Annotated in this window: 12 protein-coding genes; 3 read left to right on the forward strand and 9 right to left on the reverse strand. The window is 68.4% G+C overall.

The window, feature by feature from the left end; genetic code table 11:
* Positions 1 to 49 precede the first annotated feature (49 nt).
* Both purH and ASF26_RS12250 read right to left on the reverse strand, forming a co-directional pair.
* The gene (gene purH / locus ASF26_RS12245) at positions 50 to 1,648 is read right to left on the reverse strand and encodes a bifunctional phosphoribosylaminoimidazolecarboxamide formyltransferase/IMP cyclohydrolase (protein WP_056254849.1); all 1,599 of its coding nucleotides are present in this window, start codon (positions 1,646 to 1,648) and stop codon (positions 50 to 52) included.
* 74 nt (positions 1,649 to 1,722) lie between these two features.
* Positions 1,723 to 3,507: a heparinase II/III family protein gene (locus ASF26_RS12250; protein WP_056254128.1), complete on the reverse strand. Its 1,785-nt coding sequence runs from the start codon at positions 3,505 to 3,507 to the stop codon at positions 1,723 to 1,725.
* A gap of 385 nt (positions 3,508 to 3,892) precedes the next feature.
* Between ASF26_RS12250 and ASF26_RS12255 the strand changes: the two genes are divergently transcribed.
* Positions 3,893 to 4,447 (forward strand): hypothetical protein, encoded by a 555-nt coding sequence (locus tag ASF26_RS12255; RefSeq protein ID WP_056254132.1) that lies wholly within the window; start codon positions 3,893 to 3,895, stop codon positions 4,445 to 4,447.
* 10 nt (positions 4,448 to 4,457) lie between these two features.
* Here ASF26_RS12255 and ASF26_RS12260 read toward each other — a convergent pair whose 3' ends face one another.
* Positions 4,458 to 5,612: a hypothetical protein gene (locus ASF26_RS12260; RefSeq protein ID WP_244475913.1), complete on the reverse strand. Its 1,155-nt coding sequence runs from the start codon at positions 5,610 to 5,612 to the stop codon at positions 4,458 to 4,460.
* Positions 5,609 to 7,006 (reverse strand): RsmB/NOP family class I SAM-dependent RNA methyltransferase, encoded by a 1,398-nt coding sequence (locus ASF26_RS12265; RefSeq protein WP_056254135.1) that lies wholly within the window; start codon positions 7,004 to 7,006, stop codon positions 5,609 to 5,611. The genes ASF26_RS12260 and ASF26_RS12265 overlap by 4 nt, the downstream gene beginning before the upstream one ends.
* Positions 7,007 to 7,092: 86 nt before the next feature.
* Between ASF26_RS12265 and ASF26_RS12270 the strand changes: the two genes are divergently transcribed.
* Positions 7,093 to 7,311 carry a DUF1674 domain-containing protein gene (locus ASF26_RS12270; RefSeq protein WP_018045155.1) on the forward strand — a complete coding sequence of 73 codons (219 nt, stop codon included), beginning with the start codon at positions 7,093 to 7,095 and terminating at the stop codon, positions 7,309 to 7,311.
* A gap of 8 nt (positions 7,312 to 7,319) precedes the next feature.
* Here ASF26_RS12270 and ASF26_RS12275 read toward each other — a convergent pair whose 3' ends face one another.
* Both ASF26_RS12275 and bluB read right to left on the reverse strand, forming a co-directional pair.
* Positions 7,320 to 7,835, reverse strand: coding sequence for a L,D-transpeptidase (locus ASF26_RS12275; protein WP_056254138.1), 516 nt, complete (start codon positions 7,833 to 7,835; stop codon positions 7,320 to 7,322).
* Between the two features lie 188 nt (positions 7,836 to 8,023).
* Entirely contained in the window at positions 8,024 to 8,680 is a 657-nt protein-coding gene (bluB, locus tag ASF26_RS12280) for a 5,6-dimethylbenzimidazole synthase (protein ID WP_056254141.1), read from the reverse strand.
* Positions 8,681 to 9,159: 479 nt separating this feature from the next.
* On the opposite strand from bluB, the gene ASF26_RS12285 reads away from it, so the two are divergent.
* The gene (locus ASF26_RS12285; protein ID WP_056254143.1) at positions 9,160 to 9,534 is read left to right on the forward strand and encodes a DUF2794 domain-containing protein; all 375 of its coding nucleotides are present in this window, start codon (positions 9,160 to 9,162) and stop codon (positions 9,532 to 9,534) included.
* 189 nt (positions 9,535 to 9,723) lie between these two features.
* Here the strand turns inward: ASF26_RS12285 and ASF26_RS12290 are convergent, their stop codons facing one another.
* From ASF26_RS12290 to ASF26_RS12300, 3 genes are all read right to left on the reverse strand, one after another.
* On the reverse strand, positions 9,724 to 10,269 hold the full coding sequence (locus ASF26_RS12290; RefSeq protein WP_056254144.1) for a GNAT family N-acetyltransferase: 546 nt from the start codon (positions 10,267 to 10,269) through the stop codon (positions 9,724 to 9,726).
* Between the two features lie 91 nt (positions 10,270 to 10,360).
* Complete coding sequence (locus tag ASF26_RS12295) at positions 10,361 to 11,137, reverse strand: Bax inhibitor-1/YccA family protein (RefSeq protein WP_056140296.1); 777 nt, start codon at positions 11,135 to 11,137, stop codon at positions 10,361 to 10,363.
* 301 nt (positions 11,138 to 11,438) lie between these two features.
* Positions 11,439 to 14,009 (reverse strand): ABC transporter permease, encoded by a 2,571-nt coding sequence (locus ASF26_RS12300; RefSeq protein WP_056254147.1) that lies wholly within the window; start codon positions 14,007 to 14,009, stop codon positions 11,439 to 11,441.
* Positions 14,010 to 14,028 lie beyond the last annotated feature (19 nt).

Raw genomic sequence — 14,028 nt, forward strand, 5'->3', positions numbered from 1 at the left:
GCCTCGACAGGGCGATGCGCGCAGGCCGTTCGCCGCACATCGCGCGGCATCAGTGCCGGAAGTGGCGATGTCCTGTAAACACCATGGCGAGGCCCGCCTCGTCGGCGGCCTTGATCACATCCGCGTCCCGCATCGATCCGCCTGGCTGAATTACCGCCGTGGCGCCGGCTTCCGCCGCCGCAATCAGGCCGTCGGCGAAGGGGAAGAACGCGTCCGAGGCCACCACCGAGCCCTTGGCGAGGCTCTCCGCCGCCCCGATGCGCTTGGCGCCCTCCGCCGCCTTCCAGGCTGCGATACGCGAGGAATCCACCCGCGACATCTGCCCGGCGCCGATCCCCACCGTGGCGCCGTTCCGGGCGTAGACGATGGCATTCGACTTGACGTGCTTGGCGACGCGGTAGGCGAAGCGCAGGTCGGCATATTCCTGCGCCGTGGGCTCGCGCTTCGTCACCACCTTCAGCGTCATGTCGTCGACCACGGCCGCGTCGCGGCCCTGGACCAGGATGCCGCCGGCGAGGTTGCGCATGGCGAATCCCTTCGCGCGCGGGTCGGGCAGGCCGCCCGCGAGGAGGAGGCGCAGGTTCTTCTTGGCCGCGACGAGGGCGATCGCCTCCTCGGTGGCGTCCGGCGCGATGATCACCTCGGTGAAGATCTCGACGATCCGCGCGGCCGATTCGGCATCCAGGATGCGGTTGAGGGCGACGATGCCGCCGAAGGCCGAAGTCGGGTCGCAGGCGAGGGCTCGCTCGTAGGCCTCCGCCAGGGTGTCGCCTTCGGCGACACCGCACGGGTTGGCGTGCTTGATGATCGCCACCGCGGCGGCGCGGGCCGGGTCGAACTCGGCGACGCATTCAAAGGCCGCGTCGGTATCGTTGAGGTTGTTGAAGGACAACTCCTTGCCCTGGAGCTGGCGGGCGCTCGCCACACCGGGCCGAACGAGGCCGGGCGTGCGGTAGAAGGCCGCCGATTGGTGCGGGTTCTCGCCGTAGCGCAGGGATTGGGCGAGGGTGCCGCCGAAGGCGCGGAAGGCCGGTGCCTCCTCCATCTCCACATGTTCGGCGAGCCAGGAGGCGATGGCGGAATCGTAGGAAGCGGTGCGGGCGAAGGCCTTCTGCGCCAGCCGCCTGCGGGTCGCGGCCCCCAGCGTGCCGTTGCCGGCTTCGAGCTCCGAGAGGATCGCGCCGTAATCGGCCACATCCACCACCACCGCCACGTCGGCATGGTTCTTGGCCGCCGCGCGGATCATCGCCGGGCCGCCGACATCGATGTTCTCCACCGCGTCGTCATAGGCGCAGGGTTTCGCGATCGTCGCCTCGAACGGATAGAGATTGGCCACCAAAAGGTCGATGGCGCCGATGCCGTGGGCGGCCAGCGCCGCCTGATGCTCGGGATCGTCGCGCACCGCGAGGAGGCCGCCATGCACCGCCGGGTGCAGGGTCTTCACCCGCCCGTCCATCATCTCGGGAAAGCCGGTGATCTCGGCGACTTCGGTGACCGGCAGTCCCGCCTCGCTCAAGGCCCGGTGCGTGCCGCCGGTGGAGACCAGGGCGACGCCGCGCTCGGACAGCGCGCGGGCGAAATCCACGAGGCCCGTCTTGTCGGAGACGGAAAGGAGTGCGCGGGCAACCCGCGCCTGATCATGCGACATCGTCGAGAACCGTCCGGCACAGGGCAGAATCTGCCCCTGAAACGCGGCGGGTACCACAGATGGCGCCCTATCGGCTACCGGGCCGCCTCATCGGCCAGCGGAGCCTCGCTCCGAGCGGGGTCGTTCCGCCCCGGCGCCTGCGCGAGGTGCAGGAAGCGCCATCGCACCCGGGTGCCCTCCCCCGCCGTCACGTAGAGGACGATCTGGTCGGTCCGTCGCGCACCCGTCAGCCCCGCGAAATACACGCTCTCCTCCAGGGCCAGGGCCGCGCCGTCGGCCTCGAACCGCCAGACCTCTCCCAGGGGCGAGGCCAGGTCGATCCCTCCGCCCTCGGCCGCATTGGCCGCGATGGCGGGATGGAGGTGGAACCGGATCGCCGCCTCCGGCGGACGCAGCCGGATGCGATTCCCCTTGTGGGCCACCGACACGAAGGCATCCTCGCCTTCGAGCCCGGCCCCCTCGGGAAGCAGACACCAGCGCCGCTCGTGGACGATCCCGAATTCGGCCGCATAGCCGTCATGGCGGCCGGCGAGGATCAGCGAGCCGCCGTCGCTCGTCCGCTCGGATTTGACTGCGCGCGGGCCGCGCACCAGCACGGGTCCGATCCGCCCGATGAGCCAGTCCGACGCCCAGCGACTTCCCATCCCCTCGCTGGCACCGAGGAACCGGCAGGACGAGGAATCTCCCACCGTCGCGGTGGAATGGGCGGCGGTGCTGCGGGCGAGGCGCCGCAGTTCCGGGCCGCTCGCCGGCAGGCCGCAATTGATCACCACTCGCTGGGGGCCGCTCGACATCTCGAAGGAAAGGCAGCCGGCCCCGGCATTCATCGAGAAGGGCAGCGGCGGCGGCGCACCCACATCGGCGACCACGACGACCCGGCCGCTCTCCAGCCGCTCGTAGCCGGAATTCGGCGCATGCATCATCGGCTGCGCCAGGGCGCCGTCATAGACCAGCAAGGTGGCGAGATGGTCCGCCGCCGTGGCGCCCATGCCGTTGAAATGGCTCAGGGACGCATCGCCGTGGCGCAGGAGGCGCAACAGGGGCAGCATGCGGTCGATGGCATGGAGCAAGGCCACCGGCGGATCGAGGCTGCGGCTGAGGAAGCTCTGGCGCAGGGGCAGAAGGTCGAGGAGGAGCTCCATGGCGAAGCGCGGGTCGCGGCTGCGATGGCCGCCATCCGCCATGATCTGCCGGTCGAGTTCGCGCGACAGGATGCGCGTGGCCCGGCGCAGGATCGGTTGAATGCCCTCGCAGCACAATCCGGCATAGCACAGGGCCACCACCGCCAGGAGCCGCGATTGAGGTGGCAGGCCCCGGCGCAGGGAGCGTTCGAGGTCTCTGGCGCCGCGCCCGACCGCCTTGAGGAAGGCCTGGTAGAAGGCATGGTCCGCCCCTTCCAGAACGAGGGGCGACTGGCACAGGAAGGAGATCAGCCGTCGTGTCGCCACGGGCACGGGCGCGGCCAGGGCCTCGTCGCCACGGCCGGCAATGAAATCCGCTACGAAGGCGCGGGCATTGGCTCTGGCCAAAGCCGTGTCGGCGGCGCGCAGGTGGCGCAGCCAGCCGAAGCCGTAGAACGCATCCGCCCATTCCGGCGAGGGCGGCGCGTAATCGAAGGGCGAGCGGCCGCTCACCGAGAGCGAGCGCCCCGCGAAGACGAACAGGCCAGCATAGATGTCGTCGGCGAAGGTGGCGTCGCTCGTGCGCAGATCGTGCGGGGCGATCACCAGGGCGCTGACACGGGCGCGCGCGAGCAGGTCCGGGCTCGCGGTGAGGCGTGCGGAGACGCCCCGCGCCGAGCGCGCGATCTCACGCCCGACGAGCCGATAGAAACGCCAACGATCAGCCCCCCAACCCACGCACGCCTTTCCTCCAGCACCGCGACCCGCATGGCCATTGTGCCGGATGTCGTCCCATCTGGAAGCTAAGCCGTGCCTATTAACCAACGATTAAGGATGCCGATACTCATCGCGCCGTCGCCCGCCTCCTCCGCCGGGATTTCTCCCTCCGGAGTGAAGCCGCGCGCAGGCGAAAGGCCCGGCACCGCCACGGATCGGCGAACTGTATTTTTTGGCGAGCTGGGCCGGAACGGTTGAATGCTGCACAGGTTATACACAGCGTCGAGCGAGTTTCATTCCTGTAGCCTCCAGCAATGGCAGTATGCCTGTGACTGTCATCCCTGTCTTCAAGCGCGCCGGGCTCTTGATGTCTGCCGCAGCGTTATTGTGCACGTCTGGCGCTGCGATGGCCCAGAACGCTCAAGACCGTGGTCTCGGCGGCCTGTTCGAGGCATTGTTCTCTCCCGCCCGTCCCGCCGTCGAAGCGCAGCAGCCCGCTCCCGCGATCGAGCTGCCGCAAAGATCCCTGACGATCCGGCGCGAATCGAACCGCCCGCGCCCGAAGATTCGTTACGCCGCCCTGCCGAAGAGCGAGCCGCTGCAACTCCAGATCGGCGACCGCCAGACGCCGATCCCGCTCTCCTCCGGGCCGATGGCCGCCCTCCTCAAGGATCCGACCCTGCGCCCTGGCGACATCGTCGTGTTGAAGGACGGCGCCCGCGTCTTCACCGGGAACGAGGACAAGACCCACACCGTCCGGGATTTCGAGCCAGTGAGCCGCTCAGCCTCGATTGACCGCAAGACGAAGGCGCTCCTGTCCATGATGATCGCTCCAGTCGGCGCATTGCCGCCCGACGAGGTGCGCAAGTTCATGGCCCGGCTCAAGAAATCTGCACCCGCCACCGATGTGGGCGGCGACGCACAGGTCCAGACCGTCTCAATGCGGGTGATCACGCCGTAGGGCGGGACGCCTATCGCAGATACGTCACGCTGTACAAAGTCCGCCGCAACTCGCTCTCCGTCACCCAGATGCGGCCGTTGTCGCAGCGTTCGCGGATGCCGTCGCGCATGCGGCCGCAATATTCGCCGGTATTGTCCTGGATTCGATACTGGCAAACATTGCCCGCCCTGCGGCGGCCGATGACCGGGCTCGCATGGTCGGCGAACAGGTCGGGATCCTTTGGGTCGCGATCCTCCAGGAGATACCAACTGTAGCCCACCGTCGGCACGCGGCCATGGTCGAGGGCGTAGTCCACCATGGCCAGGATGCGGTCGAGCTTCGGCTTGCTCGGATGGCGGCCGGATTCGAGCATATCGGCGAAATCGGCCTGGCTCGCGGCCACGCGGTAGGAGACCGGCAGGAGCGGCACTGGCAGCGGCGTCCGGCGGCAGGTCGCCTCCACATGGGCGATCCAGGCCGCGTTGAACGGATCGGCCCATCGCCCGCGCAGATGGGTGGCGGTGGCGGCCACGGCGCGAAAGCTCTGGCGTGTCGGGCGAAGCTTCGTCCGGTAGCGCAACGCGCGCAATGTCGGCATCACGTAGCGATAGCCGTCGTTGGACGGCAGGTCGCGGTCCTCGCAATACCCACCGATATTGTAGAGGAGCGCCGCAATATCCTCCTCGCCGCCCTCGATCTTGTCGAAATACGGCTCCAGGCTCGGGTTACCGTCCTTGGTGACCTCGGCCGTGTTGCGGCTCCAGGCGATGTCGGCCCGGTAGGCCGGATGCGCGCGGAGATGGCGCTTCAGATGCGGGTCCGGGTTTGTCTCCAAACGCACCGGGTCGGCGAAGTAGAACTTCGTCGCCACGTCGAGGGGCGAGACCGATTTGCCGATGCGGTGCGAGATCATGTCCGCCGTGGCGTAGGCGAAACAGATGGCGCTCTCGCCCTGGTTCAGGGGCAGGTCCTTCGGCGAGGGCGAAATCCCCACGTCGCGGGTGCCGGTATGGATCTCGAACGGGATCGTCACCGACACCGGGGCGCAGGCGGAATTACGGGCATAGGCCGGCGCCACCGGCAGGATGCGGCGGTCGATCCCGTCGGCCCCGGCTTGGCCGACGAGAGGCAAGACCGCGAACAGTCCGGCAAGGGCATGGCGGAAGCCCCGCACCGTGCGCCTCAAGCCTTCCGTATCAGACGGCTCGCGAAGAACCCGTCGATCCCGCCGCGAACCACCGACGAGTCCCCAGCGACGCCTGACGTCTCGCCGGACAGATGCGAGGGCAGCGTCCGCAGGTCGCCGTCGCCGTTGATGAGTTCGCCGAGGCCGCCGACCTCCTCGGGGCGGATCGCGAGCCGTTCGAAAGCCGGATTGCGGGCGAGGAAGGCGGCGACCTGCCCCTCCCCCTCCTCGGGCTCCAACGAGCAGGTGCAATAGACGAGACGCCCCCCCGGCTTCACCAGGGTGGCGGCACGGTCGAGGAGGCGGCGCTGCAGCCCGCCGAGGCGCCCGACGTCCCCGCCGGCCTTGGTCCAGGCGACGTCGGGATGACGGCGGATGGTGCCGGTGGCCGAACAGGGCGCGTCGAGGAGCACGGCGTCGAACGTGTCGGCGTCGGTCTCCGGCAATTGGGTGGCGTCGCCGACGCGGATCTCGGCCTTCAGCCCGAGGCGGGCAAGGTTCTCCGTCAGACGTTCGAGGCGCGGGGCCGAACGGTCCACGGCCACCACCTCGGCTCCCGCGGCGGCGAGCTGGGCGGTCTTGCCGCCGGGCGCGGCGCAGAGATCGGCCACGCGCTGCCCCGGCCCGACCGCGAGAAGGCGCGCCGGGATGGCGGCGGCGGCGTCCTGCACCCACCACGCGCCCTCCGCATAGCCGGGCAGGTCAGAAACCGCCGAGCGGACCTCGTGCAGGCGGATACTGCCGGTGGGCAGGGCGACGCCGCCGAGGCGCTCGGCCCATTCCGTCACGCTGCCGCGCGGTGTGATGTCGAGGGCGGCGCCGGAGAGATGAGCCGAGGCGATGGCCTGCGCGGTCTCGCGCCCATAGGCGGCGCTCCAGCGGGCGGCGAGCCAATCCGGCGTGTTCTGCGCCAGGGGATCGGACGCTTCGGCCGCGATGGCGTCCCGCTCGCGGATCACCCGGCGCAGGATGGCGTTCACGAGGCCGGGCGTGTGCTGCAGGTAGGGGTCGCCCTTGGCGAGGCGGACCGAGAGATCGACGGCGGCATGGTCCGGCACGTTGAGATCGAGGATCTGCACGGCGCCGGTGACGAGGAGGGCCACCAGCCTCGGCTGGTCCGGCGGCAGGCCCTGGTTCATGCGGACGGCCAGCATGCGCCGAAGGAAGCCGAGGCGGCGGAAGGTGGCGGTGGCGATGGCCCGCGCCAGCGATGCGTCGGCGGCGTCGAGGCCGGCATCGAGGCCCGCCTTGGCCAGGGCATCCTCGAGGGCGAAGGCGCGGCCCTGCACGAGGAGATCGGCCACGGCGGCATGGGCCACCTGCCGGGCGGCGAGGCCCGGAACCGTGCGGTCGATCGTCGTCGCCGGCCCATCCGCGTTGCGGCGTGTCGCCATGAATGCCACTTTCCGTGTCCGAGGCCCGGTCACCCGGAGCCAATCCCAACGGATGCCCTCCCATCCGGCCCACCGAGATGCAAGCCATGACGACATCCGACGACGCGGAAAACGCCGAGATCCCGCCCCGCCCCGCTTTGACGCCCGCCGCCGAGCGGGCTCTGGCCGAGGCCGCCGACCGACGCGCTGCCATCGACGCGAAGGCCGCGGAGATCTCCGCCGCCCGCGAGCGCCAGGGCCGTGGCGGCCTGGAGCCCGTCCGCTACGACGATTGGGAAGTCAAAGGCATCGCCGTCGACTTCTGAGCGCGGGCTCAGCGCGTGACGTAGACCTGCGTCCCCACGGAGACGCGCCCGTAGAGATCGACCACGTCCTGATTGTACATGCGGATGCAGCCGTAGGACGCGTAGGTGCCCACCGAATTCGGGCGGTTGGTGCCGTGGATGGCATATTCGCCGCCGGCCAGGGTCATCGCCGCCGCACCCATCGGGTTGTGCGGCGAGCCGCCGGCGATCACGTCGGGCAGGCGCGGGTTGTCGCGCTTGACTTCGCGCGGCGGCGACCAGGCCGGCTCGACATACTTGCCGTCGATCCTGGTGGCGCCGGTCCATTGCTTGCCGGGCTTGCCCACCGCCACGGGATAGCGGATCGCCGTGCCGTCGCCGTTGACGAGGTAGAGCCGGCGCTCCGAGGTGCGGACCACCACGGTGCCGGGCATGACGGCCTGGTCGAAGGCCACGAGTTCGCGGGACGCGGCCGGCGTCGCGGCAAACCCCACACTCAAGACTGTTCCGGCCAAACAAGCGGCGAACCCATTACGCGCGAACATCTGTCGTCATCCTCGAAAGCGTGACCGTGAGCTTCACGATAAGCGGCGATCGAGATTGCCGTTCCGGTTACCGGTGGGGGTCATGGGCCGGATACGCACCGGAATGATGGAGCGCGGTTAAACGGCGCCCCTCATGCTCGCGCTAAAAGCGAGCGGTCCGATTAGGCTTCGATAAAGGCTCGCCTCGCTCACCGCTCGAGCAGGACGGAAGCCGTCTCGTCGCGCTCCTGCCAGCCATGCCGGACGAGTTCGGGATCGTCGTGCTCCTCCACCGGATAGCCGACGCAGATATAGGCGACGAGGCGCCAGGAGGCGGGAACGTCGAGTTGCGAGGTGACGCAATCGGGCTCGATGATCGACACCCAACCGACGCCGAGGCCGTGCGCCCGCGCGGCGAGCCAGAAGGTGTGCACCGCCGTGACCACCGAGTAGCGCAGCATTTCCGGCATGGTGGCGCGGCCGAGGCCGAACCCGTTTTTCGTCTTCTCATCGCAGAAGATCGCGAGATGGATCGGTGCCTCGCGCAGGCCCGCGAGCTTCAGGCGGGTATAGGCTTCGCGGCGCACGTCATCGTAGGTCTCCGCGGCCGCATCGTTGCAGCGTTCGAAACTGGCGGTCACCGCCCCGCGCCGGGCAGGGTCGGCGACACGGACGAAACGCCAGGGCTGGCTGTTGCCCACCGACGGGCTCAGCATCGCCAGGCCCAGGCAGCGCTGAAACACGGCCTCATCGACGGGATCGCGGCGAAAGCGGCGCACGTCGCGACGCCAGGCGAACAGGTCGCCGAGCGTCTCGCGAAAGCCGGGATCGAACCTCACCAAGACCTGCCGTCCAACCACTGCCATTCCTTGTCGACGAGGCCGCTCCTGCCGCCTGCGCCTGTCTGCCACCGCCGGAATCCGGCAGTCCACGAAAGTGGCGGTAGAATGCAAAGGGCTGCCAAGGCCATCGAAAAGGATTTCTAGACCAGAGCGGGCCGTCATGGCAGAAAAAAAGGCCGCACTCCGGAGAGGCGGCCTGAAGTCCTTGGGTCTCGAAACCTCTGGAGTGTCGCTCCCGTGACATCGGCAGGCTCCCGAAAGCTGGGGAGCATGGATATCGGCCGCCCGACCGAGCACGGAACCGACGAGGTTCGGCCACAGGTATCATCTTCTATCGGGGCCGACGATGGGCGATAACGCGGCGAAATCGTGACGTTGTGTTGCCCGGCCGTGGCTGGTGCCAGTGCGCACTCGGCGGTCGACCGGGCTTGCAGGCTCGGAGTGGGAGGCCCATCATTCTTCCTTTGCGGCGATCGTCGAGTCGCCGGAGCCGAGGAGCGAGGATGGACGAGAGGATCGGAGCCGAGCCGCGATCGAAGGATTCCACCGGCCGCGTCGTACCGTTCCCAACGGCTCCGGTGGTGCCACAGGTCGCCTTCGACCGCTCGGAGCTCAGGACACTGTTCAACCTCTACGGCCGGATGGTCTCGGCCGGCGAATGGCGTGACTACGCCCTCGACTTCCGCCGCGACAAGGCGGTGTTCTCGATCTACCGCCGCTCCTCTGAAACGCCCCTGTTCCGGGTGGAGAAGGATCCCAAACTCGCGCGCCGGCAGGGCGCCTTCGCGGTGATTTCCGCCGCCGGCATCGTGCTCAAGCGAGGGCATGACCTCGCCCGTGTCCTGGCAGCGCTGGAAAAGCCCCTTCGCGTGGTGTGATCGCCGATGCCCGCCGGCCGCTTCGCACCAGATGACAGACGAGTGCTTCCGTCCATCGTCAGCGGAGCCGCGTAGGTATCCAACCGCTGGGAGTGACGTCCACCTCCTTGCTCCGCGAAGCGTCAGCCGGCGGCAGTCCAACAGCCACTTTGCCCGCAGGTCTATACGCCAACTGGGCAGATGAGCGGCTCAAAAGCTCTTGCTCATCTCGATGTTTTCGACAGGCGCTCCGCATTCCGTGCCAGGGTAACGCCGCACCTCTTTCCAGCCATGCCGGGTGTAGAAGCGGATGGCACGTGCATTGAACGCTCGGACCTCTAAGAACGCGACGGAATGCGAGCGTGCGATGAGGCTCTCGCCGTGCGCGAGGAGGGCTGGCCCAAATCCCTGCCGCCACAAGGCTGGATCGACCTCAATATTTTCCAAACGATCCATCTCCACCTCAACGCGTCCGGCCAGTCTCTCCCCAATGACTGCGACCCACATGATAGGCCAACGCGCCTCGACAACGGCCGGTACGGGATCGGCGGACGCGAACGCCTGCACGGCGTAGAACGGCAATTCGGGAGCCCACGTCACCAGCCACGAGCGCCGAAGCAAACGAATGAGAGCGGGGACATCGTTTTCGACGGCGGGGCGAATGCTGAGCAAAAGCTGGCTCGCAACGTTCAGGCCTGACGAGAAGCCGTTTTTCAAATCCGCTTCTGCGGAGCGAGTCACGGGTTTAATCGCCATAACCGCGATCCACCATGCAGGCCCGTCTCGCGACTAAAAAAGGCCCCGGCGTTTCCGCCGAGGCCTTTCGATCCGCGTTCCGATGGCTCGCTTAGCGGCGATCGCCGAGGAGCTGGAGCAGGAACTGGAACATGTTGATGAAGTCCAGGTAGAGCGTCAGAGCGCCGTTCACCGACAGCTTGGCCGCACCCTCGGCGTCGGCACCGCTGTAGAGGAACATCTCCTTGAGCTTCTGCGTGTCGTAGGCGGTGAGGCCCGCGAAGATCAGGACGCCGAGCACCGAGATGGCGAACTGCAGCGCGCTGGACGCCAGGAAGATGTTCACGATCGAGGCGATGAAGAGGCCGATCACGCCCATGATCAGGAACGAGCCCATCCCCGAGAGGCTGCGCTTGGTGGTGTAGCCGTAGAGGCTGAGACCGCCGAACGTCGCCGCCGTGATGAAGAAGACCCGGACCACGCTGGCGCCCGTGAAGGCGAGCAGCATCGACGACATCGAGGCACCCATCACCGCCGCGAAAGCGAAGAACGTGAGACGTGCCGCGGAGGCCGACATCCGATCCATCCGCATCGTGAAGATGAAGATGAAAGCGAGCGGGGCCAGCATCAGAACGTACTTGAACCACGTGCCGTAGATGAAGACGCCCGCCTGGTTCAGCGGAACGCCCTTGTAGTTGGCGACGATGGTGCCGGTCTGGACGGCCATGTTCAGGCCGAGGGCGACGAGGCCGGAGATCCCGAGGCCGACGACCATGTTGTTGTAGACGCCGAGCATAAAGCTGCGCAGCCCCTGATCGACATCGACCTGGGAGCCGGCATAGCCCTGGGGCTGGGCGCCGTAGCGGAATGGACTGTTATCGAATGCCATGGGAGATTCCCTTGGAAGCTCTCTCAGCGTGTGATTTGGAACCGAGGCTCACGCACAGGACCTCTGGCACGGTACCGCGCCTTGAGCCGAAATATGTTCCGTCATGCCGCTCCGCACAAGGGGGCGGCCGAGCTTTGCGGCCCAGGAATCACGGGTTCTGACCTCTATCTTTATTTGGATGAGGGCGGATTAAATCTCGTTCATCATCCGCGCAGCGCACCAGAGCTATAGTGACAAGTCATAAACCATGACTTCGGCGTCGTCTTTCTCCTGCGACGGGGAGGCGGACGACCGTCCGGTCTCAGAACTGGCGCAGGTAGGGAGCCGGTTTCTGGCCGAGGATGCGCCACGTCCCGGCCAGCCCGAGGACGATCGCGAAAACCACCGCAAGGGTGGATGCGACGAGGGCACCGGAGAGGTCCAGGGCGAAGTCGAGCTTCATCACGCGGGTCACAATGGTCCAGCCCGCGAGCGTGCCGGCGAGAAGCCCGAACAGGGCAGTGGCGATGCCCAGGGCACCGTATTCCAGCGTGTAGGCCAGGAGCAGGCGCCCGCGCGTGGCGCCCAGAACCTTCAGCACGACGGCATCGTACAGCCGGGCGCGGTGCCCCGCCGCGATGGCGCCGGCAAGCACGAACAGGCTCGCCACGACGGCAACGCCGCTGGCGGCGCGAATCGCCAGGACCAGCTTACCGACGATGTCGTTGACCGTGTCGAGGGCGTCTTTCACCCGAACGCTGGTCACCGACGGAAAGGCGCGGGCGACGTCGCGCAGGATCAGGGCCTCGGTCCCGGCATCCGGCCCGCCCGCCAGGGTGAGGGTGGCGAGGTCCGAATGCGGTGCGCCCCGGAAGGTACCGGGCGAGAAGACCATGACGAAATTGATGCCGAGGTTGCGCCACTCGACCTTGCGCAGGTTCGCGACTGTAGCCGTCAGATTCCGCCCCAGAACGTTGACGGTGACGGTGCCGCCGACGCCGAGATTCAGCGCGCGGCCGAGCTCCGCATCGAAGGAGACCAGTGGTTTTGCCCCCTCCTCCGCATTCCACCACGAGCCGGCGACGAGGTTCGATCCCTCCGGGAGATCCTCGGCATAGGTGATCCCGCGGTCGCCATCGAGCACCCAGGCGGCATCCTCGGGCGGCTTGATCGCGGCGGCGGGGGTGCCGTTGATGGCGACGATGCGCCCGCGCATCATCGGCACGCGCTCGATCTTGCCCCCCGGCGCGAGCTTGCCGAGCTCCGCATGGAACCCGTCCGCCTCCGCAGCCGGGATGTCGAGGAAAAACAGGTTCGGTGCACGGGCCGGCAGCGAGCTCGTCAGCGTCCGCCGGACATTGGCGTCGATCAGGCTCAGCGTCACCAGCAGGGTCACCCCGAGCCCGAGCGACAGGACGATGGCGGGGGTGAGCGCGCCGGGGCGATGGAGGTTGGCCAAAGCCATGCGGGGTGCCGCCGAGCGCGGCCGGGGCAGGCGCCGCGCCCCGGCCATGAGGCCGAGGGCGACGAGACGCAGAAGCCCGAAGGCGAGGCCGGCCGCCGCGATGAACATCAGCGCCACCCTGCGGTCGAACGCCGTGGCCAGTGCCAGCGCCACCAGGGCGGCGAGCGCCGCGACGAGGATGAGCCGGTAGCGCAGCCGCGTCTTGCGGGTGTCGGGATCGACCACGTCCCGGAACAGGCCGGAGACCGGAACGTCATGGGCATGGCCCAGGGGAATGATGGCGAAGGCGAGCGCCGTGAGCAGGCCGTAGGCGGCGGCGAGCAGCAGTTCCGCCGGCGCCAGGGTCGGGTTCAGCGGCAGCGGAAGCGCATCGTGGAACAGGGCATCGAGGAGGAATGGCAGGCCCGCCCCGATCGCGAGTCCGATCACGGTACCGAGCCCGGCCACCAGCATCACCTGCGTGAGATAGATGGCGACGACCTGCCCTCCCGGCGCACCGACGCTCTTCAGGGTGGCGATGGACCCGCGCTTCCGCGCCACGAAGGCATTGACCGCATTGGCGACCCCGACCCCGCCGACGATGAGCGCCGTGAGCCCGACCAGGGTGAGGAACTGGGTGAAGCGCTCGACGCTCTTGGCGAAACGCGGATCGGCATTGGACCGCGAGCGCATCTCCCAGCCGGCATCCGGCGCCGCACGGGCGACGGCCGCGATCCGCCGCTCCAGTTCCGCATCGTCGGCGGCGGGCGCCTGGATGCGATAGCTCCACCGGTTGAGGCTGCCCGGCCGGATCAGCCCCGTCGCCTGAAGCGTCGCGGCGGAGACGAGGAGGCGCGGGCCGAAGCCGATGCCGTTGGCGATCTTGTCCGGCTCGGAGACCAGCGTGGCCCGGATGGCGATCGGCTTGCCGGCGATCTCGATCCGGTCGCCGACCGTGAGGTCGAGGCGCGTCAGCAGGACCGGATCGGCGACGGCGCCGAACACCCCATCCCTCTCGGCCAGCAGATCGGGGAGCGGCAAGGCCGGGTCGGTGACGAGGTCCCCGGCGGCGGGATAGGCGGCGTCCACCGCCTTGAGTTCCACCAGGGCCGCGCCCTTGTCCCCGGCCAGCGCCATGGCCCGCAGGGTCGTGACCACGGAGACCTTGCCTTGCGCGTCGAGGGCGGCCCGCTCGTCGGGCGTCGCCTCGCGGTTGATCAGACTGTAGGTGAGATCGCCGCCGAGGATGCGCTTGCCCTCTCGGCCGAGACCATCCGTGAGCGAGCGCGAGATCGAGGCGACCCCGGCAATGGCCGCGACGCCGAGCGCGATGCAGGCGAGGAACACGACGAAACCGGCGAGCCCGGCGCGCAACTCGCGGAAGGCGAGGCGCAGGGTGAGCGGGACGCGGCTGGGGCGCGGAGTGGGACGAGGCAGGGTGCCATGCATGGGGTCAGGCCTTCCGCCG

Origin of the sequence: Methylobacterium sp. Leaf93 (genome assembly GCF_001422345.1) — a bacterium.
GTDB lineage: Bacteria > Pseudomonadota > Alphaproteobacteria > Rhizobiales > Beijerinckiaceae > Methylobacterium > Methylobacterium bullatum.